This window comes from Cytobacillus mangrovibacter, assembly GCF_042865275.1.
Lineage (GTDB): Bacteria > Bacillota > Bacilli > Bacillales > Cytobacillaceae > Cytobacillus > Cytobacillus mangrovibacter.
Genome location: NZ_JBIACJ010000002.1, coordinates 535,006 through 558,138 on the forward strand (window position 1 = coordinate 535,006; position 23,133 = coordinate 558,138).

General features: G+C 39.1%; 27 protein-coding genes and 2 other annotated features (1 of these 29 only partly in view). Of the genes, 25 read left to right on the forward strand and 2 right to left on the reverse strand.

The window, feature by feature from the left end:
• Positions 1–137, forward strand: a binding site (T-box leader) (it extends 115 nt beyond the left edge of the window).
• A 39-nt stretch (positions 138–176) separates the two neighbouring features.
• Positions 177–442: a binding site (T-box leader), on the forward strand.
• Between the two features lie 133 nt (positions 443–575).
• The 8 genes from trpE (at position 576) to ACFYKT_RS06140 (ending at position 8,156) form a co-directional block, all read left to right on the forward strand.
• A complete protein-coding gene (gene trpE, locus ACFYKT_RS06105) occupies positions 576–1,979 on the forward strand; it encodes an anthranilate synthase component I (RefSeq protein WP_389216904.1) in 1,404 nt (467 codons plus the stop codon).
• Complete coding sequence (locus tag ACFYKT_RS06110) at positions 1,960–2,571, forward strand: anthranilate synthase component II (RefSeq protein WP_389216907.1); 612 nt, start codon at positions 1,960–1,962, stop codon at positions 2,569–2,571. The genes trpE and ACFYKT_RS06110 overlap by 20 nt, the downstream gene beginning before the upstream one ends.
• Positions 2,543–3,568 carry an anthranilate phosphoribosyltransferase gene (gene trpD / locus ACFYKT_RS06115; protein ID WP_389216910.1) on the forward strand — a complete coding sequence of 342 codons (1,026 nt, stop codon included), beginning with the start codon at positions 2,543–2,545 and terminating at the stop codon, positions 3,566–3,568. Before ACFYKT_RS06110 ends, trpD begins: the two co-directional genes overlap by 29 nt.
• Complete coding sequence (gene trpC, locus ACFYKT_RS06120; protein WP_389216913.1) at positions 3,569–4,363, forward strand: indole-3-glycerol phosphate synthase TrpC; 795 nt, start codon at positions 3,569–3,571, stop codon at positions 4,361–4,363.
• Positions 4,360–4,974 (forward strand): phosphoribosylanthranilate isomerase, encoded by a 615-nt coding sequence (locus ACFYKT_RS06125; protein WP_389216916.1) that lies wholly within the window; start codon positions 4,360–4,362, stop codon positions 4,972–4,974. The genes trpC and ACFYKT_RS06125 overlap by 4 nt, the downstream gene beginning before the upstream one ends.
• Entirely contained in the window at positions 4,971–6,173 is a 1,203-nt protein-coding gene (trpB, locus tag ACFYKT_RS06130; RefSeq protein WP_389216918.1) for a tryptophan synthase subunit beta, read from the forward strand. The genes ACFYKT_RS06125 and trpB overlap by 4 nt, the downstream gene beginning before the upstream one ends.
• On the forward strand, positions 6,170–6,943 hold the full coding sequence (gene trpA, locus ACFYKT_RS06135; protein ID WP_389216921.1) for a tryptophan synthase subunit alpha: 774 nt from the start codon (positions 6,170–6,172) through the stop codon (positions 6,941–6,943). The genes trpB and trpA overlap by 4 nt, the downstream gene beginning before the upstream one ends.
• Positions 6,944–7,604: 661 nt before the next feature.
• Positions 7,605–8,156 carry a hypothetical protein gene (locus ACFYKT_RS06140; RefSeq protein ID WP_389216924.1) on the forward strand — a complete coding sequence of 184 codons (552 nt, stop codon included), beginning with the start codon at positions 7,605–7,607 and terminating at the stop codon, positions 8,154–8,156.
• Here the strand turns inward: ACFYKT_RS06140 and ACFYKT_RS06145 are convergent.
• Positions 8,142–8,381 carry a hypothetical protein gene (locus ACFYKT_RS06145; RefSeq protein ID WP_389216927.1) on the reverse strand — a complete coding sequence of 80 codons (240 nt, stop codon included), beginning with the start codon at positions 8,379–8,381 and terminating at the stop codon, positions 8,142–8,144. The two genes, ACFYKT_RS06140 and ACFYKT_RS06145, sit on opposite strands and share 15 nt — an antisense overlap.
• A 62-nt stretch (positions 8,382–8,443) precedes the next feature.
• A complete protein-coding gene (locus ACFYKT_RS06150) occupies positions 8,444–8,773 on the reverse strand; it encodes a hypothetical protein (protein WP_389216931.1) in 330 nt (109 codons plus the stop codon).
• 191 nt (positions 8,774–8,964) lie between these two features.
• On the opposite strand from ACFYKT_RS06150, the gene ACFYKT_RS06155 reads away from it, so the two are divergent.
• The 17 genes from ACFYKT_RS06155 (at position 8,965) to ACFYKT_RS06235 (ending at position 22,922) form a co-directional block, all read left to right on the forward strand.
• Complete coding sequence (locus tag ACFYKT_RS06155) at positions 8,965–10,047, forward strand: hypothetical protein (protein ID WP_389216934.1); 1,083 nt, start codon at positions 8,965–8,967, stop codon at positions 10,045–10,047.
• Positions 10,034–12,211 (forward strand): molybdopterin oxidoreductase family protein, encoded by a 2,178-nt coding sequence (locus ACFYKT_RS06160; RefSeq protein WP_389216937.1) that lies wholly within the window; start codon positions 10,034–10,036, stop codon positions 12,209–12,211. The genes ACFYKT_RS06155 and ACFYKT_RS06160 overlap by 14 nt, the downstream gene beginning before the upstream one ends.
• Complete coding sequence (locus tag ACFYKT_RS06165; RefSeq protein ID WP_389216940.1) at positions 12,212–12,775, forward strand: 4Fe-4S dicluster domain-containing protein; 564 nt, start codon at positions 12,212–12,214, stop codon at positions 12,773–12,775.
• A gap of 13 nt (positions 12,776–12,788) precedes the next feature.
• Positions 12,789–13,316, forward strand: coding sequence for a Rieske (2Fe-2S) protein (locus ACFYKT_RS06170; protein WP_389216943.1), 528 nt, complete (start codon positions 12,789–12,791; stop codon positions 13,314–13,316).
• Positions 13,306–13,497 carry a hypothetical protein gene (locus ACFYKT_RS06175; protein ID WP_389216946.1) on the forward strand — a complete coding sequence of 64 codons (192 nt, stop codon included), beginning with the start codon at positions 13,306–13,308 and terminating at the stop codon, positions 13,495–13,497. The genes ACFYKT_RS06170 and ACFYKT_RS06175 overlap by 11 nt, the downstream gene beginning before the upstream one ends.
• Complete coding sequence (locus ACFYKT_RS06180; RefSeq protein WP_389216949.1) at positions 13,494–13,814, forward strand: hypothetical protein; 321 nt, start codon at positions 13,494–13,496, stop codon at positions 13,812–13,814. The genes ACFYKT_RS06175 and ACFYKT_RS06180 overlap by 4 nt, the downstream gene beginning before the upstream one ends.
• Positions 13,801–14,088, forward strand: a complete 288-nt coding sequence (locus ACFYKT_RS06185; protein ID WP_389216952.1) for a hypothetical protein — start codon at positions 13,801–13,803, stop codon at positions 14,086–14,088. Before ACFYKT_RS06180 ends, ACFYKT_RS06185 begins: the two co-directional genes overlap by 14 nt.
• Positions 14,081–15,583, forward strand: coding sequence for a nitrate/nitrite transporter (locus ACFYKT_RS06190; protein ID WP_389216955.1), 1,503 nt, complete (start codon positions 14,081–14,083; stop codon positions 15,581–15,583). Before ACFYKT_RS06185 ends, ACFYKT_RS06190 begins: the two co-directional genes overlap by 8 nt.
• Positions 15,584–15,609: 26 nt before the next feature.
• Complete coding sequence (locus tag ACFYKT_RS06195) at positions 15,610–16,260, forward strand: sensor histidine kinase (RefSeq protein WP_389216958.1); 651 nt, start codon at positions 15,610–15,612, stop codon at positions 16,258–16,260.
• A gap of 102 nt (positions 16,261–16,362) precedes the next feature.
• Positions 16,363–17,016 carry a response regulator gene (locus ACFYKT_RS06200; protein WP_389216961.1) on the forward strand — a complete coding sequence of 218 codons (654 nt, stop codon included), beginning with the start codon at positions 16,363–16,365 and terminating at the stop codon, positions 17,014–17,016.
• A gap of 15 nt (positions 17,017–17,031) precedes the next feature.
• Positions 17,032–17,469: a GAF domain-containing protein gene (locus ACFYKT_RS06205; RefSeq protein WP_389216964.1), complete on the forward strand. Its 438-nt coding sequence runs from the start codon at positions 17,032–17,034 to the stop codon at positions 17,467–17,469.
• A 22-nt stretch (positions 17,470–17,491) separates the two neighbouring features.
• Complete coding sequence (locus tag ACFYKT_RS06210) at positions 17,492–18,571, forward strand: PAS domain-containing sensor histidine kinase (protein WP_389216967.1); 1,080 nt, start codon at positions 17,492–17,494, stop codon at positions 18,569–18,571.
• Between the two features lie 324 nt (positions 18,572–18,895).
• Positions 18,896–19,651: a threonine/serine exporter family protein gene (locus tag ACFYKT_RS06215; RefSeq protein ID WP_389216970.1), complete on the forward strand. Its 756-nt coding sequence runs from the start codon at positions 18,896–18,898 to the stop codon at positions 19,649–19,651.
• A gap of 23 nt (positions 19,652–19,674) precedes the next feature.
• A complete protein-coding gene (locus ACFYKT_RS06220) occupies positions 19,675–20,121 on the forward strand; it encodes a threonine/serine exporter family protein (RefSeq protein WP_389216973.1) in 447 nt (148 codons plus the stop codon).
• A gap of 77 nt (positions 20,122–20,198) precedes the next feature.
• On the forward strand, positions 20,199–21,914 hold the full coding sequence (locus tag ACFYKT_RS06225; RefSeq protein ID WP_389216976.1) for an ABC transporter ATP-binding protein: 1,716 nt from the start codon (positions 20,199–20,201) through the stop codon (positions 21,912–21,914).
• 140 nt (positions 21,915–22,054) lie between these two features.
• Positions 22,055–22,189 (forward strand): hypothetical protein, encoded by a 135-nt coding sequence (locus ACFYKT_RS06230; protein WP_389216979.1) that lies wholly within the window; start codon positions 22,055–22,057, stop codon positions 22,187–22,189.
• 313 nt (positions 22,190–22,502) lie between these two features.
• Entirely contained in the window at positions 22,503–22,922 is a 420-nt protein-coding gene (locus ACFYKT_RS06235; RefSeq protein WP_389216982.1) for a hypothetical protein, read from the forward strand.
• Positions 22,923–23,133 lie beyond the last annotated feature (211 nt).

Sequence of the window (23,133 nt, forward strand, 5' to 3'; positions counted from 1 at the left end):
TGTTAAAAGCAGTAGGCTTTGGCGAACAGTCTCATCGTTACAAGAGACAAGTATTTAAATATATTTATTTAGATGCTTGTTAAGTGAGCTAATTTTTTAGCTAATGAAGGTGGCACCACGGGTTTCTCGTCCTTTAATGACGGGAAGCCCTTTTTGTGTTCTCAAAAACTTAATAATCTAAATCGCTGAGTAAGAGTAGTACATTGATTCAATTCGTTTCAGAGAGCCGGGACAGGTGTGAGCCGGTACGAGGAGAGCAATCGGAATGGACTTACGAGAGGCTTCTTGAATACCAGTAGGGGAGCACGGAATTCCACCGTTAAATGGATAGGGTATCGATCGAAATGTTTTTTAAAAGCATTCTTATCCGTACTTGAATGAGGGAGCTCACTTTTGCTCCGAACTTGAGGTGGCACCGCGAATCAGCTAAATCGTCCTCTATACACACAGATATTTTGTGTGTATAGGGGACTTTTTTATTGTCTAGCTTCTGCGCCTAGGGAATCGAGGTCATAAGCACCTGACCAAGGCGCATCCGCATTTCTTAATTTTCAAAAAGGTGAGGAGGAAAATCATTGGAAGCGACAGAGCCATATTTATTAGAAGTATTAGAAGGAGATTTGTTAACACCCATTTTGATTTATCAAAGGATAAGCGGCAAGAAAAAGTTTTTGTTGGAAAGCTCTTTAAAGCATGAGAATTCTGGAAGATACTCTTTCATTGGGGCAGATCCAGTTATGGAGTTAAAGGGTATTGATAATCGAACAGTGGTCATCTCAAGTAAAGGAGAGGAGCGGATACGAGATAAACCATTAGAAGTTTTGAAATCAATGATGCCGAAGAAAAGGATGGAGCAGGATGGACCGTTTCCATTTTTCGGCGGAGCCGTCGGCTATGTTGGGTATGATGCGATCGCGCAGTATGAAGAGATTGGGCTCATCCCATGCGATGAATTGGATATACCTGACGTACATCTTATGTTTTATGAAGAAGTGGTGGTGTTTGATCATTATGAACAGAAGGTATATTTAGCAGCCACTCCGCTTTCAAATAAGACAGACCGAGCACAGCTCAATCTTAAGCTTGAAAAGAGAAGAAATGAAATTATTAATGGAATGGCCAGTGATAATCAAGAGAGCGCCAGTTTATCAGCCTTTGCCTCTTTTGTAAAAAAAGACGAGTTCATTCAAAAGGTTAAAAAAGCAAAGGAGTACATTGAAAAGGGTGATATTTTTCAAGTGGTTCTCTCCCAACGGCTTCAGGCAACAATAAAAGGCGATCCATTTTCCTTTTATCGAAAGCTGAGGGTACAAAATCCATCTCCTTATATGTATTTCTTGGATTTTGGATCCTATCAGATTGCTGGGGCATCGCCAGAAAGCTTGATTAAAGTGAATGAGAGGAGAGTAACAACGAATCCAATCGCAGGGACGAGGAGGAGGGGGAAAACAAATGGGGAGGATCGCCAATTGGAAATGGATTTACTGAAGGATGAGAAAGAGCTTGCAGAGCATCGCATGCTCCTGGATCTTGGAAGAAATGATCTCGGCCGGGTTTGCGAATTTGGTTCGATAGAAATAGAGAAAAACATGAAGATTGAAAGATTTAAGCATGTCATACATCTTGTTTCAGAAGTTAGCGGGAAATTGAAAAATGCCTACTCGCCAATGGATGCATTCATTTCATGTTTACCAGCTGGAACTGTGTCTGGTGCGCCAAAAATTAGAGCAATGGAAATTGTTTATGAGCTTGAACAGGTGAAACGAGGGATATATGCAGGAGCTGTCGGTTATATTTCCGCTAACGGAAGTCTAGATTTTGCGCTGGCCATCCGAACGATGGTCATTAAGGACGGCAAAGCCTATATTCAAGCAGGGGCGGGGATTGTCCATGATTCCATCCCTGAAAAGGAGTATGAGGAAACACTTCATAAATTAAGCGCATTTTTGGAGGGGCAAGATGATATTGCTGATAGATAATTACGATTCGTTTACGTATAACCTGTATCAGTATTTAGGTGAATTAGGCGAGGATGTACTTGTGGTTAGAAATGACAAAATTACTGTAGGTGAAATTGTAGCTTTGAAGCCTGATGCAATTGTTCTTTCTCCAGGACCCGGGAGACCCGAACATGCAGGGATCTGTCTAGAGATAATTCAAGCATTTTTTCAAACAGTGCCTATTCTAGGCATCTGCCTTGGGCATCAAGCAATTGGGTATGCATTTGGAGCAACGATCGATCGGGCGAAGGAGATCAAGCATGGAAAAATATCAAAGCTCAAACATAATGGCTCTTCTTTATTTCAATACATGCCGCAGCCAATTGATGTGATGCGATATCATTCATTAGTGATTGTTTCAGGCACATTGCCTGGAAGCTTTAACGTACTTGCAAGATCAATGGAAGACAATGAAATTATGGCGATTCGACATGAACGATACCCGCTTTTTGGATTGCAGTTTCATCCGGAATCGATTGGAACAACACTTGGGAAAAAAATAATCGAAAACTTCTTAACTCATATAGGGAGGGCAAAAGAGAATGAAGAACATTCTACAGCAACTATCTGAAGGGAAATCCTTATCTTCGGAAGAAATTATGCAAGCTTCCGGGCAACTCTTTTCAAATGAAATAACGGATAGTGAAATAGCTGCCTTTTTAATCGGACTGAAAATGAAAGGGGAAACGGCAGAGGAGATTGCTGGGCTTACAGCAGCATTTAGAGAGAGATCGCTGAAGATTAGTAAGAGAATTCCGAGTATTATGGATAATTGCGGTACAGGTGGGGATGGAGTAAAGAGCTTTAATATTAGTACAACATCCGCCTTTGTCATCGCCGGTGCAGGGATACCTGTCGCTAAGCATGGAAACAGAAGCATTTCCAGTAAAACAGGAAGTGCAGATGTATTAGAACATCTTGGCATCGATTTAACCTTGCCTCCAGAGGCAACAGAGGAAATCTTAGAAAAGGTAGGGATTGTCTTTTTATTTGCGCCTTATTTTCATCCCCAATTAAAAAGAATCATGAAGGTGCGAAAGGATCTGCGGATTCCAACGGTTTTTAATTTAATTGGTCCACTGACAAACCCAGTTGATTTAGAAACACAGCTTCTTGGTATTTACCGGCGTGACATGGTTGTCCTGTTTGCAGAGGTATTAAAAAAACTTGGCAGAAAACGGGCGATTGTCATAAATGGAGCTGGGTACATGGATGAGGCATCTCTTCAGGGAGAGAATTATTTAGCTATTCTAGAAAATGGAATGATCACGGAAAAAGTCTTACATCCAGAAGAATTCGGTCTACCCATCTATGCAAATGATTCTATCAGAGGGGGAGATGCAAAGGAAAATGCGGAAATTCTTCTGAAAGTGTTAAAAGGAGAGAGAGGAGCGTATAGGGAAACAGTTCTTCTCAATGCAGGCATCGGCATTTACACAGCTGGGAAAGCAGACTCCATTCAAAAAGGACTTGAACTGGCGAAAGAAAGTATCGATTCAGGAGCAGCCCTTCATAAATTGGAGCAGCTAATAACAGCAAGCAGATCGCATCAAAAGCAGGTGATATAAATGGCTACTATTCTTGATGCGATTTTGGCAGAAAAAAGCAAGCAGATTGTGATATTAAAAGAGGAAATGGCTGGGGTTCGGATGCCAGTCCAATGTAAAAAGAGATCATTTCTGGAACAGCTCCAAAAAAGGGAGGGGCTTTCTATCATCGCTGAATTTAAAAGGGCTTCCCCATCAAAAGGGGATATAAATGTCAATTTGAATCTGAAAGATCAAGTGCTTGATTATGTTGATTTTGGTGCGGATGCCATTTCTGTTTTGACAGATACTCCCTTCTTTAAAGGAAGCTTTACAGATTTGGCTGCAGGTAGAGAGGCAGTAGATGTGCCAATTCTTTGCAAAGATTTTATCATCGATGAAGTACAAATTATGAAGGCGAAAATGGTAGGAGCGGATTTGATTTTATTAATAGCGGCCGCATTAGATAAATCAAGATTGAAAGAGCTCGCACATTTTGCAGGGGAACAGGGACTCGAAGTATTAACGGAAGTTCATAATGAGGCAGAGATGGAAATGGCCCTTTCGTCTGGTGCGAAATTGATTGGGGTAAATAACCGCGATTTAAAATCCTTTACCGTCGATTTATCGGTAACAGAAACGCTAGGTCCCATCATTAGAAAAGAGGGTGCTTTTCTAATTAGCGAGAGCGGGATCAAGTCAGCGGAGGACGTGCAAAGAGTCGTAGCGGCAGGGGCAAATGGCATTCTTGTTGGTGGCGCATTTATGGAGGCGGATAATCTTGAAGCGTTATTTAAAGGAATGAAACATGCTCATTTAGGAGGGACTGTAAATTGAAGGTGAAGATATGTGGGATTACAGATCTTGAAACAGCATTAGCTTCAGTTGAACATGGTGCGGATGCTCTTGGATTTGTGTTTGCTGACAGTAAAAGAAGGATTACGATTGATCGTGCGAAAGAGATTATTGGTGTCCTGCCTAAAGACCTTTTGAAAATAGGTGTATTTGTTGATGAGCAAAGGGAAATGATCGAGAGAATTGTAGATGAAACTGGAATCAACGTGATCCAGCTTCATGGAAATGAGTCACCAGCCGATTGTGCAAGCTTTTCTATTCCAGTCATAAAGGCATTAAGTATTGAATCAGCTAATGATTTATTAAAAGTCGATGAATATGAATGTGATTATCTTCTTCTTGATAGTCCGAAAGGCAAGTACCGAGGTGGGAATGGCGTTGCTTTTGATTGGGGTTTATTGGCTGATCAGAAGGTGGAGGGGAAAAAGGTTATTTTGGCAGGAGGCCTAACATGCGAAAATGTAGGGGGAGCAATTCAATTGGTTCAGCCGTATATGGTCGATGTCAGCAGCGGTGTTGAAACAGACGGGAAGAAGGATAAGGAGAAAATCAAAGGGTTTATAAATGAAGTAACAAAGGAGGAAGGAAAATGAAAACATATACATTGCCAGATGAACGAGGGCACTATGGAATGTATGGAGGCAAATTTGTTCCTGAGACACTAATGCAAGCAATTGTAGAACTGGAGGAGGCGTATAAGGAAGCAATTGAAAATGACCAATTTACGGATGAATTAAATGTGCTTTTGAAGGAATATGTGGGGCGCGAAACACCCTTATATTACGCAGATAGACTAACAAAACATGCAAATGGGGCAAAAATATATTTAAAGCGTGAAGATTTGAATCATACAGGTGCACATAAAATTAATAATTCACTAGGTCAGGCTCTTTTAGCTTCGAGGATGGGAAAGAAAAAAGTCGTCGCTGAAACTGGTGCTGGTCAGCACGGGGTTGCTACAGCAACCGCATGTGCACTATTGAATCTAGATTGCATTATTTTTATGGGGGCAGAGGACATTAAGAGGCAGCAGTTAAATGTTTTTCGAATGGAGCTTTTAGGTGCAAAGGTAATCAGTGTTGAGACAGGAAGTGCAACCTTAAAGGATGCTGTTAATGAAGCTCTTCGCTACTGGGTTTCGAATGTTGGAGACACCCACTATATTCTTGGATCGGTAATGGGGCCTCATCCGTTCCCGATGATTGTCCGTGATTTTCAAAGTGTAATCGGGATGGAAACGAGACAGCAGTATTTGAAAAAAGAAGGGGGACTGCCTGATGCAGTCGTCGCTTGTATCGGGGGAGGAAGCAACGCAATGGGCATGTTTTATCCATTTATTAGGGATGAGAGTGTTCGCATGTACGGTGTAGAGGCTGCTGGATACGGACTAGAGACAAATAAACATGCAGCATCATTAACGAAGGGTAATCCAGGCATCCTTCACGGGGCTTTTATGTATTTGCTGCAGGATGAGCATGGACAAATTCAAGAGGCACACTCGATTTCTGCTGGGCTCGATTACCCGGGGGTAGGACCAGAACATAGTTATTTAAAAGATATCGGCCGTGTTCAATATGAATCAATTACTGATGAAGAGGCATTGCAGGCTTTGAAGCTCCTCAGTCAATTAGAAGGAATCATTCCAGCTCTGGAGAGCGCACATGCTGTTGCGTACGGTCTAAAGCTTGCGCAGACAATGAATGCGGATGAAGGATTGGTGATTTGCTTATCCGGAAGAGGCGATAAAGATATGGAAACTGTAAGGGCAAAATTGGGAGGAAAGAAAAAATGAATCGGATTGAAAAGGTAATGCGTGGGATAACAGAAAAAAATGAGAAAGCTTTCATCCCGTATATAATGGCAGGAGATGGGGGATTAGATGCATTGCCGCAACAAATAACTTTCTTGGAAAAGGCAGGGGCGACCGCAATTGAAATCGGCATCCCTTTTTCAGATCCTGTTGCTGATGGTCCAGTTATTCAAGCAGCTGGAATAAGGGCGCTACAAGAAGGCACGACATTAAAGGCAGTGATCCAAACGATTGCAGCCGTTCGTCCGATTGTTCATATTCCCTTAATTATTATGACTTATATGAACCCCATAATCGCATATGGGATTGAGAAATTTATTGAAGACAGCTATCTTGCAGGAGTTGATGGGCTTATTTTACCTGATTTGCCATTTGAAGAAGAAGGACTGATTGCCCCTATAGCAGAAAAATCCGGTATTGAAATCATAAGACTTGTTACGTTAACGAGTCCGCTTGAACGGATTAGGCAGATCGCATCCAAGGGCAGAGGATTTATTTATGCGGTAACCGTGAATGGGATTACAGGGGCAAGAAAAGGCTTTGATGAGCAGGTGGGAGAACATTTGAAAAGGGTGAAAAGTGTCAGCGCCCTGCCAGTATTCGCAGGGTTTGGCATCTCAACCCCTTCACATGTAGAGGAAATGAATCGTTATTGTGATGGAGTCATAGTTGGAAGTAAAATCGTAGAGCTTTTTGAAAAAAATGATTTGTTAGGAATTGAGGAGTTAGTCAATGTTCAAATAGTAAAATGATAAAGAGTAGCTTTGCAAAAAAATGGTTTGAATTGCAAAATTAAGAATGAAATTTGCAAAATAAAGTTAGAATTCGTAAAATTCTGTCCCGAATTGCAAGATATTGTTAGAACTTGCAATATTACTGTAATTCCTTGGCTTTTTATTAAAATAATGAAACCCCCATAGTGGTCTGGGGATTTTTACATAATTTTTCCTTACCTACTTTCATAATTTCGTCTAAATTTGATCGTTTTCATTTTTTATATAATTTTTGGAACCACAATGTTAATTTTATTTCAATTCGTGAAGGGCCAAAAACACTTCTGTTTACTGAAAAATAAATCAATTCCTCAACGATTGCAAAAGTAATAATTGGAATAACAAACAATAAGATCCAGAAAGTCATGATTTCCCCTTTCTTCATTGGCTTATTTCATGTATATTCAGTAGAAACAATGATTTCACTTTTTCTTTTCAAATTCTCTTATTTTATTGTATAATATTGGATATGAATAGTAGAATATAATTTGTTATGATTTTAATAATGAAGATTGTACCCCTTATATCTCAAGTCCTAGGGAAAACTAGTTTCCTAGCTTCATACAGCAATCATTAGATCTTGACTTTAAAAGCGAAAAGTGTGATTCCTTTTCGATCAGTTATTGCAGGAGGTGGATTTATGGGAGACAGGAAAGTTTATCTTCTGCTTACCGATACAGGAACTTTATTTACTAGAATGATAAGGTTATATACGAAGGAAAGTCACAATCATGCATCGATCGGTTTCGATTGTGGATTAACAGAAGTATATAGCTTTGGTAGAAAAAGACCGAGAAATCCATTTATTGGCGGGTTCGTAAAGGAAGATATTCGTTCGGAATTATTTCGGAACGCAACTTGTGCAGTCTATGTTTATTCGGTAACAGAAAAACAATACGAAAATATGCTTCGTCTAATTAAGGAAATGGATGAAAATAAGCAAAAGTATCGATATAATCTGCTTGGGGTGTTTGCAGTAGCATTGAATAAAAGAATCCAACGAAAACATGCTTATTTTTGTTCACATTTTGTTGCGACAATTTTAAAAGAAGGAAAGCTTTTAGAAACAAATAAACATCTCTGTATGATCACACCTCAGGACTTAAAACATGCCTCATCAAAAAAGCTCGTTTATCAAGGCGATCTGCAATCCTATTTTTCATTTCGTGAAACTCAATTAGAAGCAAACTGATTTTGCCATTATAAATTTTTTTATATAAAAAATAAAAGAACCATCCCTTTCATGATTGTAAAGTGGATGGTTCTTTTGTTTTGTTTGATATAATAAATCTTTTTTTGTTTTTGTTCTTCTAGTCCTCATATCGGTAAATACAAATGGACTTCGATTTTCCTCAGGATTTCTTCTTCCTTCTCGTGCAAGTTTTTCTCGAATCTTTTTTGCTCTTGATTTAGCCACATAAATCACTCCTTTATCATTTGCCTTCATCATATCATTTGTTCACTGTTTTTGAAATTTAATTATGCCGGAGGAATGACATTTGTTAAGAGCAGGATAAAGAAAATGAGTCCGATAATAAGAAAGAAGATGGAAGCAAAAACAACAAAATTAGGGCGTAAAATGAATTCTGCCCGTTTCAATTGGATGCCTGTCATTGCACTTGTCTGGCTATCAATATGTCTAGTCATTGCTCCTCCACTGCTTGAAAACCAGATGGTGATGGTTGAATAAGCAACCCCAGCAAAAAACATCAACTCAATAAATCGAACAGAAAAAAAGCTAGCAAGGAAAAGAGTCAGTCCGGTTTCTACTATTAAAGTAATGATGAATATCCAAATATTTTTCTTCAAGTCATCGCCTCCTTCATTAAAGTTACGAATTAATAGTCAAAAGGTTCCAATTATTTACGCGATTTAGTCATTCTTTTGTGATTTTACGATCAGGGGATTTCCCCTAAAAGATAAGGAGTTTCCCCTATACCTTATAAATCTACAAACTTCTACAATAGAGGTAAGTTAAAAGTTTTGAGGAGGAATAAGAAATGCAGGCAAAAGCTGCTGTTAACGAAAAGCCCGTTCATTCAATTGATAATGCATTTGCATCGAAATTTGCTAAATCTATGTTTCTAGCTGTCTGTGGACTATTGATCCTAACATTTATCGGGACAAGGATGTTTACGCATGTTGATTTAAACTTATATGGCTATATGGTCGGTACAATCGTCTTTATTGGAGGGTTCTTTTATCGATTTATTGCTTGGGGGGAACGTCCGCCAACAAAGATTTTTATTAAAAAAGGAATTAAACTGATTTTTAGAAAATCTACTCCCAAAACATCAGTAGAGCATTTAGCTACATACAGATTCATCTGGAATAGGGGAATTTACCGATGGACTCAGCACGTTCTAATCGGCTGGGGATGTATTCTTGCATGCTGTGTAACATTCCCGCTTGTATTTGGCTGGATGTACTTCACGATGGATGATAATGGGATGTACAATATTATCCTGTTTGGAATGCAGATTATGACCGTTCCAGCTGAAGGCATCATTGCTAACCTTTCTTATAATGCATTGAATATAACTGCTGTTATGGTAATTTCCGGTGTATGTATGGTTCTTTACCGCCGATTCAAAAATATGCAGGCAAGAGCAGAACAGAAATTCATGTATGATTTCTTGCCATTGATTATGCTGTTACTTGTCAGTATTACTGGATTACTATTAACATTTTTAAATATTTTCATGCATGGTGAAGGTCAGCCAGCCATGTCTTTAATCCACCAATGGACAGTAATTATTACGTTAATCTATCTTCCTTTCGGAAAACTTGCACATATTCCGTTCCGTCCAATGAGTGTATTGGCGAAAAACTACCGCGAACATTATGGAGAACAGTCCATGAAAAAATGTAAAGTGTGTGAAACAGAATTTGTATCAACAGAACAATCAAAAGATATCGTCGAAGTGCTCGGCGTGAATGATATTCATTTTAAAACAGAGGAAGGCTACCATCTTGCAGAATTATGTCTTCCATGTCGAAGAAAATACCGGATTGCACAATTTTCCGGATTCCCTACTCATGAAGTAAAAGTGAAGGAGGCAAACCAGAATGCAAAGGGATAAGTTTTTTAAAGAAATCGCTAATGTAAATCACCCGAACGAAAAATTAATTAAAACGCACTGTGCTTATTGTGGGATGCAATGCGGCATGAACTTAAGGGTGAATACAACAACAAATAAAATTATCGGGGTTGAACCTCGTTATGACTGGCCAGTTACTGTTGGGAAAATGTGTCCTAAAGGGGTTACAGCTTACCAGCAAACAAATCATGATGATCGAATTCTAAAACCGCTTATTCGTGATGATGCTTCATTGAAAGGAACAACTAAGGGTTTTCGTGAAGCTAGCTGGGATGAAGCATATGATCTAATTGCGAAAAGATTTAAAGAGATGCAGGCTGAACACGGGAAAGATACTTTATCTGTTTTCAGTGGTGTATCCATGACAAATGAAAAATGCTATTTAACTGGGAAGTTTGCTCGTGTAGCACTTGGAACACGATACATTGACTATAATGGACGTTTCTGTATGTCAAGTGCAGCAGGTGGGTTCCTTCGCTCTTTCGGTGTAGACCGTGGTTCAACATTACCGTGGACAGATATTCATGAAACAGATTGCTTGTTTATTGCTGGAAGCAACACGGCAGAATGCCATCCAACATCGATGTTCCGTGTTTGGAACGTACAGGAAAGAGGCGGATATATTATCGTCGCTGACCCGCGTGAAACACCGGTTGCTAGAAGAGCAGATGTTCATCTTGATTTGAAACCTGGAACAGATCTTGCGCTAGCAAATGGAATTCTAAATTTATTAATTCAAAATGGATATGCAGATGAAGCATTTGTTAATCAGCATACGAACGGATTTGAAGAAACGAAAGAGCTTGTAAAAGAATTTACGCCAGAATATACAAGTGAATTAACAGGAGTAGCACCTGAAAAAATCATCAAAGCAGCAGAAATTTACGGAAAAGCACCAAATGCAGTTGTAATGTTTGCTCGTGGAATTGAACAGCAGCATAAGGGTGTTGACAATGTGTCTGCCTATACAAACATGGCGCTTGTTACAGGGAAAATTGGACGTCCAAAATCAGGTGTGGCCACATTCACTGGGCAAGGAAATGGGCAAGGCGGCCGTGAGCACGGTCAGAAATCGGATCTTTTGCCAGGTTACCGTAAATTGACAAATCCAAAACATGTAGAAGAAGTTTGTCAAGTATGGGGAATTACGCCAGAAGAGATGCCATTACCTGGTGTATCAGCTTATGAAATGTTTGAACTTATGGAAGAAAAGACGATTCGCGGATTGTACTTATTATGTTCAAATCCAGCGGTTTCAGCACCAAACCAAAACTTTGTAAGAAAAGCGCTTAAAGGGTTAGATTTCATGGTATGTGCAGACTTTTACCTATCTGAATCGGCTGAATTTGCAGATGTTGTATTACCAGCAGTTACTTGGTCAGAAGATGAAGGAACTGTTACTAATCTTGAAGGTCGGATTATCAAGATCAATCAAGCACAGGATCCAGTTGGTGAATCAAAACCAGATTGGCAAATGCAAGTGGAACTGGCTGAACGTCTTGGAAGAGGAGAATATTTCTCTCATCTTAAAACAGCGAAAGATGTGGCTGATGAATTCAGATTGGCTAGTAAAGGCGGATATGCCGATTACTATGGTGCAACATGGGATAAGATCGATGAGCAAGATGGTGTGTTCTGGCCATGTAAGGATGAAAGTGACAAAGGAACACCACATATGTTCCTCGATAAGAAATTCTATCACCCAGATGGGAAAGCGAAAATTTGCGCACTTCCTTATCGTCCGCCAGCTGAAGAGCCAGATGAAAAATATCCGCTTCGCTTAACAACTGGTCGTGTGGTCTACCATTATCTATCAGGGAATCAGACAAGAAGAATTCCTTTCCTACGTGATATGTGTCCGGAGCCATTTGTTGAAGTACATCCGGAAACTGCTGCAAAATACAAGATGGAGCATGAAGAAAGAGTCCGTCTGTTTACACGAAGAGGCGAGGCTATTTATAAAGTGAAAATAACTGAAGCGATTCGAAAAGATACTGTCTTTGTTCCTTATCACTTTGGTCATGAACAATCTATTAATCTATTAACGATTGCGGCACTTGATCCTATTTCAAGAATGCCTGAGTTCAAAGCTTGTGCTGCACAACTAGAAAAAACTGAAAATGTTGAAATGAAGAAGGTGCAATAAATGGAAAAAAAGAGGCTGTATTTAGAACTAGAGAACTGTATCGGCTGCCGTTCATGTCTTGCAGCATGTACACAATGTGGAGGGCATGAAGAAAGAAACAGAAACTATGTTTATGATGTAAACCCTCTTGTAAATAGACAAACGATGCCCTTAATGTGCCTTCACTGTGTCAATCCGGCATGTGCGAGAAGCTGTCCGGCACAGGCGATACAAATTCATGAAACAGGTGCAGTTCTTTCAGCGCTAGTTGAAAAATGTATCGGCTGCCAAAACTGTACAATTGCTTGTCCTTATGGGATTCCGAAATTCGATACCGAACAAAACTTAATGTATAAATGTGACCTTTGTATTGACAGAACAAAGGATGGCATTCCGCCAATGTGTGCGAGTGTTTGTCCATCAAATACAATTCAATGGCTTACTGATGAAGAAATTGAAAACAAAAAACAGCAGTTTGATCTTGATAATGGCAAGTGGGTAACAAGCCTGCCATATCTTGAAGGAGAAACAAATGTTAAAGTAAACCTCCCTGGAATTCTTCAGGGTGTCACTAAGTTGTTTTAGGAGGGATTCGAAAATGCCATCAGATAAAAATAATAAAATTCCCTTTAATGAAGATAATTACACACATAATATTGAGCGGAATAATGAAAGAAAATTGGATCGTCGTGGATTTATGAAGACATTGGCTGGAGCAGCGGGCGTATTTGCTGTTTCCTCCCTTCCATGGGGGGCAGTTGCAGCAAAGGAATTAATGGGACTAGGGGAAAAAGAGTATCCGCATAAAAAAATTACAGATGTAAGTAAATTAGCGGTAGGGGATTCTCTAGAATTTAAATTCCCTGGCGAACATGATGACGCGATTATTATCAGATTAAATGAGGATAAGTATGTTGCCTATCAAAATGCATGTACACATCTTCGTTGCCCGGTATTTTGGGTAAAAGAACAAAACCAAATGGTTTGTCCTTGCCATCATGGATTCTTTGATGTAGAAACGGGTGCACCAACAGCTGGACCGCCTAGACGTCCACTTCCTGAAATTCAGGTGAAAGTAGAAAATGATGCAATTTATGCAGTAAGGGTGAAACGTTATGAAGCGTAGTTACCTAGGTGTTGCCGTCCTTGCTGTTATCCTTTTTCTAAACATTATTTTCACACAATATATGGTTCATCAGTTCTTTTATGAGAACTATGTAAATACCCTAATTTTTTGCGGGTTAAATATTGTGTTGTTTCCAATCGCATTGTTTGCGTACAAAAAGATGAAAAATGTAAAGGCGTGAGTCAATTGAACAGTGAAACATACCTTGATTTCTGCTTTATCAGAAAATCTGCTGGAAATTTTGCAGCTGAAATAGATGAAATGCTTTCTAAACTATTTAAAGGCATTCGTTTAAACTGGTATTTAGATGAAAAAGTTGAAGATGGGGTTGAAATTGTCGTTGCTGAAGTAAAAGGGATGAGCAAATGGCAATCTGAAAATGAAACGATTGAATTTATTGAAGATCATGCAGAAGAATCATTTTGGGATTACCTTCAGGGCTATAAATTCTTCATCTATCCAGCGAAGAAAGGGTGCGGTAGCTGTGGGACCAACTGACATAGAAAAAATTGAGTCATTTATTTCTCACCGTGTCGAGGTAGCCATTTTGGATCATCCAGAGGAAGACCAAGCACCATTTGTGAAGAAAATGATAACCAAAACAGGACTCTGCCCTGATAAAACTCATCTTCGCATATATTTCGATGATAAGTATTTCTTTGCTGTTCCATTAACAGCAAATGTGAAAATAAGCGAAAATGCCTGGTCAGCATATGACCAGGAGGCAGGATTAAATTATTGTATAAGAAGCGAGCGTGGTCCTGATGTTTAGGAAGATTCAGCTCCCATTACAGACGTTAAATCTTGTTGTTGGATTTATGGTATGGGTATTAATTTCCTCCCTATTGCCATTTATTAAAGAAGATATTGCCATTCCAGATCATCAATTAGCACTTGTAACGGCAATCCCAGTTATCCTTGGTTCCATTTTGCGGGTTCCGCTAGGCTATTATGCGAATCAGTTCGGTGCAAGGAAAATCTTTCTTATTAGTTTTGTCCTGTTATTATTTCCAGTCTACTATATTAGTATTGCAAATTCTCTTGCAGATCTATTAGTTGGCGGATTATTTTTGGGAATTGGGGGAGCTGTTTTCTCTATTGGGGTAACTTCACTTCCAAAGTATTATCCGAGGGAAAAGCATGGCTTTGTCAACGGAATTTATGGTGCTGGGAACCTTGGTACGGCGATATCTGCATTTGCAGCACCAGTTGTAGCAACAAAATTTGGCTGGTCTACAACAGTCCAACTTTATCTGATCGTTCTTGCTGTGTTTATCGCGGCTAACTTTCTTTTAGGTGATAAACAAGAAACCAAGGTAAAAACACCGCTTTTAGAACAAATAAAGGGTGTCTACAAAAATGAAAAACTGTGGCTGCTAAGTCTTTTCTACTTTATCACTTTTGGTTCATTTGTTGCGTTCACGATCTATCTTCCCAACTTCCTTGTTGCGAATTTTGGTTTAGATAAGGTGGATGCTGGTTTCCGAACAGCAGGGTTTATCGTTCTTGCTACACTTATGAGACCAATCGGAGGCTGGTTAGCTGACCGCTTCCATTCTCTTATCCTGCTAATGTTTGTATTTGGTGTTTACACAATTTCTGCAATGATACTTTCTTTTGCTCCATCCATTGGCTGGTATACATTTGGATGCTTAACGATCGCACTTTGCGCAGGAATTGGGAATGGTGTAATATTTAAATTAGTACCTATGTATTTCAGTAAACAAGCAGGGATTGTGAATGGAATTGTATCTGCAATGGGTGGATTGGGAGGCTTCTTTCCCCCAATCATTCTTACAGTATTATTCAATCTGACTGGCCATTATGCGATTGGTTTTATGGCTTTATCAGAAGTGGCCCTAGCAAGCTTAATTTTAGTAATTTGGATGTATTTCCAAGGGAAAATGGGCTTAGCAAATGAAGTGATCAGTCATTTAATTGAAGGAATAATGATCACTGATACAAATGGCAAGATTATCTCGGTCAATCCTTCATTCACTAAGATTACAGGTTTTGAAGCAGAAGAGGCAATCGGAAAGAATGCCAATATTCTTAAGTCAAATAGGCAACCAAAAGAGTTCTATGAAGATCTATGGAAATCGATCGAAAGCGATGGGTTCTGGCATGGTGAACTTTGGAACTGCCGCAAAGATGGTGTGGAATATCTTCAATGGCTGACAATTAGTGCAGTGAAAAATGATGCGGGTGAAGTTGTACAATATGCGGGGATGTTTAGAAATATCGTAAATAATCGAGTAGACAAATAATCATGCGGCACTAAAGGAGGGGTAAAATGGAAAGACAGCCGGTCAAAAATGATGTGAGTTCTTATATTATTCAATCACAAGAAGAAGAGATAAAGCGGATCGCCCTTGAGCTTCATGAAGGGGTCGGTCAGACATTGTATAGTCTGTATACGGGGATGCAGTTTATTCAAACAGCGGTTGAACAAAAAGCAATGCAGGAATATGTGGGAGATATGGCTGGATTGCTTGAAAAAACCATTCATGAAGTTAGACTTCTGGCTGTCGAACTCCACCCTCCAACACTTACAACGCTTGGGCTGTTGCCAGCAATGAAAAGCTATCTGAAGCTGTATACGTCAACTTATGGAATTGAAGTGGACTTAGAAAGTACAGGGAAGGAAGTGCCAATGCAGGCGAAAGAAAGAATCACTCTCTTTCGTGTTTGCCAAGAGGCACTAGCCAATATTGCGAGATATGCTGACTCAGTAAAAGCAGTTATTTCATTTATATGGAGTACAGATCAATTATCGATTATTATTAAAGATAATGGAAGAGGCTTTGATATTGAAGAAGGCTGGAAACAGTCTACTGGCCTTGCGGCAATGAGAGAAAGAATGCATTTAATCGGGGGAGAATGGCATCTTTCTTCAAACATTGGCGAAGGTACAGTGATTGAACTTCATCTTCCAATAATATAGTTAAATTAAAACAAGGGATTTGCGATATGCAATCCCTTATTGCCTATTTATTAAACCAATTATTATCGGGAATCGAACAAGGTTAGGTTAGGGGGAGATGACATGATCAAAATTCTGCTTTGTGATGACCATGCGGTCGTTCGAATGGGGCTGAAAATGCTTTTGAATAATCATTCTGATTTGGAAGTGATAGGGGAAGCTTCTGAAGGAAATGAAGGTATTCAAAAATCGCTCGAACTGAAGCCGAATGTGGTAGTCATGGACTTGAGCATGCCACATGGGAAAGATGGGTTAACGGCTACAACAGAATTAAAAAAGCAATTGCCTGAAACTGCAATTTTAATTCTCACAATGCACGATGATGAGGAATACCTATTTAGAGCTATTCAGGCGGGTGCTTCCGGCTGTATATTAAAAAGCGCTCCCCATGATGAACTGCTTTCTGCCATTCGTTCTGTTGCAGCAGGAAATGCTTATTTACATCCGTCTGCAACAAAAAGATTAATGGAAGAATACATCGGGAATGCGAAAAATGGGAAAGTAGATACGTTTAATTTGCTTTCCGAGCGTGAAAAGGAAGTCTTAACATTAATAGCCAAGGGTTTCTCGAATAAGGAAATTGCCGAACAGCTCATCATTAGTGTAAAAACGGTTGAAACACACAAAGGGAATTTAATGGAAAAGCTCCAAATGAAAACACGGCCAGAGCTAGTTGAGATTGCATTGAAAAAGGGGTTATTGGGATATGGGATATAAGGAGAGGATGCAATCTTGAATTGTTCATTAGAGATTGCACAAGTATGTGAATCAATCATTGCTAATATATCTGCTGACTTTGTAGGGCTTGCCCTGCAAAATAGTGAAGGACCTGATGTAAGATGGCATTATGCAGCAGGAAATAGCAATGAAAAATACAAACGAATCTCTGTTCGTTACGGAAAGGGCATTGCTGGCAGAGTAATTTCAACAGGCAGCTCCATAACGATCAATAATTTTCCTGAAAATATCCATGGTAAAGCTCTTGAATATCCAATTATGCTGGCTGAAAAACTTCACTATGCATTTGCTGTGCCGATTTTTTTAAAAGGGGTCGCGAAAGGTGTTTTATTAGTAGGGAGAAGAACGAATGCACCAATTACAGAAGGTGAACAGAATGTAGTCACACAAGGAGCGCTAACTTTGGAGGGGATGTTAGTCAGCTTATTTTGAAAAGCATTCAGGAGGAACAAATATGGACAGGAATAACCAATCAAGTCACAATCATGAACGATCCTTTCCTAAGGAAGCAAATGACTATGAAAGAATTGTGGAGGAATTAAAAAAGTCTGTTACTGAGCTAAGTGATCTTAAATTTGCGCTTGACGCATCTTCGATTGTAGCAATAACAGATCAAAGAGGAATCATTCATTATGTTAATGATCAATTCTGCCGCATATCGAAATATTCAAGAGAAGAGCTGATGGGCAAAGATCATCGAATCATTAATTCAGGCTATCATCAAAAACGTTTTTTTGCTGATTTGTGGCAAACGATTTCATCTGGGAGAGTATGGAAGGGTGAAATCAAAAATCGGGCAAAAGATGGTACCTTCTATTGGGTGGATACAACCATTGTTCCATTTTGTGATGAAAAGGGAAGGCCTTATCAGTATCTTGCAATTCGCCATGAAGTAACGCAGCGAAAGAATGTTGAGGAAGAGTTGCAAGTAATGATGGCAAAAATTATTGATGTGCAGGAAGATGAACGAAGAAGACTATCCCGTGAATTACATGATGGAATCGGCCAGAATTTATATAGTCATTTGATTACTATTAATCGTTTACAATCAGAGTTAAGTCATCCGCTTTTGGATCAGATGCAAGTGGAAGCAACAGAAATAATTGAAGAACTGAGGGATTTATCTTGGTCTTTACGCCCTTCTGTTCTTGATGATCTTGGTTTGATTCCAGCCATCCGATCTTATCTTGTCCGTTTTTCAGACCACAGTCATATTAATGTCCATTTTGATTGCTATCTTCATTCAAGACTGAATGAGAATAAAGAAATCACTATTTATCGAATTATTCAAGAAGCACTAACAAATATACGGAAATATGCAGACACAGAAGAGGCATCTGTCATCATTCGTGAAATGGAAGATGAAATCAGGGTTGTAATTGAAGATAAAGGAAAGGGCTTTGATCATACTGCCATTACACGAGGTGTGGGACTGTTTAGCATGGAAGAAAGAGCAAAGGCAGTTAAAGGAAGAGTTTCAATCTATTCTGCAATAGAAGAAGGTACGAAAATCATTTTGGAAGTACCACTATAGTGTAATCAAGATAGAAATAAGAGCTGCCAGCTTAGTTGGCGGCTTTTTCAATTTATGAGGGTGACATCAGCAGAATAAACCAGTTTTTTAAAAAAATTATTATCAAATTAGTATTTTTCATTGATTAAATCAAAAATTCGTTGGTATAATAAGAATTTCGTGGATGAAGGGAAGAATGTAAAGATAAACTCATATAAGGGATACTCGTTACAATTAGTAGAGTAAATTGGGAAATTATCCTTTTATTTCTAAAGTATTTCATTTAATATGAAGAATACAATTAGACGTACAGTATTTTATGGGAAAATTAGAGGAGGGAACGGCGTGGAAAAAAAATTCCCCCAAACATTTGAAGTGATTGAATTATGTCTGCTTGCTGGGAAAATTATGCTGCAGTGCGGGGCAGAAACCTATCGGGTGGAGGATACAATGTCAAGAATTGCTGCTTCCTTTGGCATTCCTCAATCACATAGCTATGTAACACCGACAGGGATTATTTTTTCTATTGATGGAACAGAGCCAGCAAAATTTATTCGGATTTCGGAGCGAACGACAGATTTATATAAAGTAACGCTAGTAAATGGGGTTTCTAGAAGGATAAGCAGCGGAGAGATGACGTCTGAACAAGCGCTTAACCGCTTGAAGGAAATTCAAAATGCTGACTTTACTTTCCCGATTTATCAGCAAATCATTGCGGCAGCGATTGCCAGCGGCTGCTTCTTAATGATGTTCTTAGGACAGTGGAGTGATTTCGTTCCTGCGGTCATCGCTGGAGGATTAGGTTTTGTTTGTTTCATCTATATTCATCAAATATTAAAGGTTAGATTCTTTGCAGAATTTGTTGCGTCTCTCGTCATCGGACTGATCGCCTTTTTGTTTGTAAAAATGGGTGTTGGAACACAATTAGATAAAATCATAATCGGGTCCGTTATGCCGCTTGTTCCTGGCTTACTAATAACAAATGCAGTGAGGGATTTAATGGCTGGGCATTTGGTTTCTGGATTATCAAAAGGTGCAGACGCATTTTTAACTGCTTGTGCAATTGGCACGGGCATTGCTGTCGTTGTTGCCTTTTACTAGTGTTAAACGGAGGGTTACAGTAAATGATTGTACATTTAATAACAAGTTTTATTGCCTCTGCCGCTTTTGGCGTCCTATTTAATGCGCCAAAAAAGTCATTATTAAAATGTGGATTGGTAGGTATGGCTGGCTGGAGTGTTTACATTATACTCGTAAATAAAGAATTCGATGCGGTGGTTGCTTCCTTAGTTGCTGCTTTTGTCATAGCTGTCATTAGTCAGATCTTTGCTAGAATGTATAAAACACCGATTATTATCTTTAGTGTTGCTGGGATTATCCCGCTTGTCCCAGGTGGTCTAGCGTATGATGCCATGCGTCATTTTGTTGTTAATGATTATAATGGAGCCATGCAGCTTGCAGCCAAAGCATTTATGATTTCCGGAGCTATTGCCGTTGGACTTGTCATTTCAGAGGTTCTTTATCAATTACTTATGAAAATAAAATTTAGAAGGAAAGAAAGAGCCAATTAAGTCAATTTTCTTGTATGATCATAAACCGAGTCATATAATTCTATTATGTGCAATTTTTCAAGATAAGGAGAAACGATATGATTCGCCGATTTTTTACGTATTACAAACCGCATAAAAAACTTTTCACAATCGACTTTAGCAGTGCTGTTATTGTTGCGATTCTGGAGCTTGCTTTCCCGCTAGCTGTACAATGGTTTGTTGATGATTTGCTGCCAAGCGGCAATTGGTCAAAGATTGTATCAGTCAGTGCAGGACTGTTAGCCTTATATTTAATGAGCACGTTTTTACAGTATATCGTGAACTACTGGGGACATATGCTTGGCATTAACATTGAAACAGATATGAGACAGCAGCTGTTTCAGCATGTTCAGCGCCAATCCTTTCGTTTCTTTGATAATACGAAAACAGGGCATATTATGAGCCGTGTGACAAATGACCTTTTTGATATTGGGGAGCTTGCCCATCATGGTCCTGAAGATTTATTTATTGCAATCATGACATTTGTTGGGGCATTCTGGATTATGCTTACCATTAATGTGAAACTTGCATTAGTTACCATTATCATTACACCATTCCTTATTTGGCTCATTTCATTCTGTAATATCCGCATGAATAAGGCGTGGAAGAAAATGTATGGAGAAATTGCTGATGTAAATGCACGTGTAGAGGATAGTGTTTCGGGCGTGCGCGTTGTGCAATCTTTTACGAATGAAGAATATGAGATAAGCCGATTCAGAACAAATAACCAAAGATTTCGTTCAGCGAAGCTTGGTGCATATAAAATTATGAGCTTTAGTTCTTCTGGAATTTATATGCTAACCCGTTTTATGACACTAACTGTCCTTGTTTTTGGTGCATGGTTAAGCTTTACAGGACAATTAACATATGGAGAACTAGTAGGCTTTGTTCTCTATGTCAATGTTCTTTTGAAACCGATTGATAAAATTAGTGCACTGTTGGAGCTTTATCCAAAAGGAATGGCTGGATTTAAACGTTTCCTTGAATTATTGGATTCAGAACCTGAAGTAGAAGATGCAGAGGATGCTGTTGAAGTAGCTACCCTTCGTGGAGATATCCGTTTTAACAATGTAGCTTTCAGCTATGATGAGCATAAATCTGTGCTAGAGGGGATCAATCTTCGAATTAATAAAGGGGAGACGGTTGCATTTGTCGGTCCTTCTGGGGCAGGTAAAACAACGATTTGCTCTCTAATTCCTCGATTTTATGATGTAAACGATGGAAGTATCACGATTGACGGAATTGATGTAAGAGAGATGACAAAAAAATCTCTGCGGTCACAAATTGGGATCGTGCAGCAGGATGTTTTTCTTTTTACAGGTACGTTGAAGGAAAATATTGCTTACGGGATGCTGGATGCAACAGATGAACAAATAGAAGAAGCGGCAAGAAGAGCCCATTTGGAAGATTTCATTGCTTCGCTGCCGTTCGGTTATGAAACACAAATCGGGGAAAGAGGTCTGAAGCTCTCAGGTGGTCAGAAGCAGCGGATTGCTATTGCCCGAATGTTCCTAAAGAACCCACCGATTCTTATTCTTGATGAAGCAACATCTGCTTTAGACACTGAAACAGAACAAATCATTCAAGCAGCATTGACGGAACTTGCACAAGACCGGACAACGCTCGTAATTGCCCATCGATTAGCGACGATCCGCAACGCTGATCGTATTGTTGTTGTAACCGAAGATGGGATAGCTGAAGAAGGCGGTCATGATGAACTAATTGATCGTGGAGGAATCTTCGCAAACCTTCATAAAGTTCAATTTCAAAGATAAACTTAGCGCACAAGCATAAGCTTGTGCTTTTTTTTGCCTATTTTTAAGGATTTAGGGTGTTTCATTATGCATGTCCATCTTTCATACATACCATGTAGATGTAAGGGTCCCTTAAATATCTGTGAAAGGGGGGACTATTTATGCTAGTTATCCTACTTCTTCTAGTTATTTTGTTGATTGCTTGGATCTTGGCAATCATTCTTGGCAGTGAAAGTCAAGCATCTGCTATCGGGAATGCCATACGTTCGCTATTTGTACAAGCACCTGCTGCATAATTAGAAGGTACACTGGGAAATTATCTTCCCAGTGTATTAAAAAAGTGGACTTTATTATTACGTTTAATAATAATCATTGGTTTTTTAAAAGATTGTTGTTTTTTGAATAATTGTTGTGAGTGTATATCTTAGACAAATATAGTTAGTTGATTGTAGCGGAAGGAGTGGGACAGGTGAGACCCCGCAGGAGCGTAAGCGCCCACCCCGCGGAAAGGGAGCGACCTGGAGCGGAAATCAACTTCTACGAATTCAAAAGCAACAATGTTTGCGAAAATAGACTAATCTTTTTATCGATTCGAAAGGAGATTTACAAATGACGAGTAATAGCGAGGAAACAGAAAAGCAATCCTTTAAAAGTAAATCAGCTATGAACTTAGTTGAAGGGCTATTGAAAAATGAAAATTCTCTTAACTACAGTACTATTATGAAAATGGCAAACAACCTATTGAAGGATAAAACATTAATGGAATTGGTTGGGGAAATGGGTAAGTCAATCGATGAAGAGAATGAAGAAAAAAATTCTCAGATACAGGAGGGTGACCACTTATCTATTTTACAAAGACAAGTAGAGGATATGGAGAAGGAATTAGCAAAAACTAAGCAAGAATTAGCTAGTTTAAAGAAGCAAGACACGTCAATCATTGGTTTAGGGATGAAAGTTATTCATGCCGCAAACCAAGATCTAAAAAAAGGTGTAAGTATACTCACGGGAGTAAAAAATTTATTGAAATAGCAGGAGGCTGGGACAAAACCTACCTCTGAAATGAAAAAGCCGGTGGAATTTTACGACGAGTAAAATTTCACCGGCTTTGATTATTTTTTGCATAAAAATAAGGACCACTTCTGATAAGATAAAGTTACCACACCAAATCTCAGAAAGAAGGATCCTTATGTTTAAAAATTATAACATGAATCAAATAGTTTTACCTTTAGATTTAGAAGTA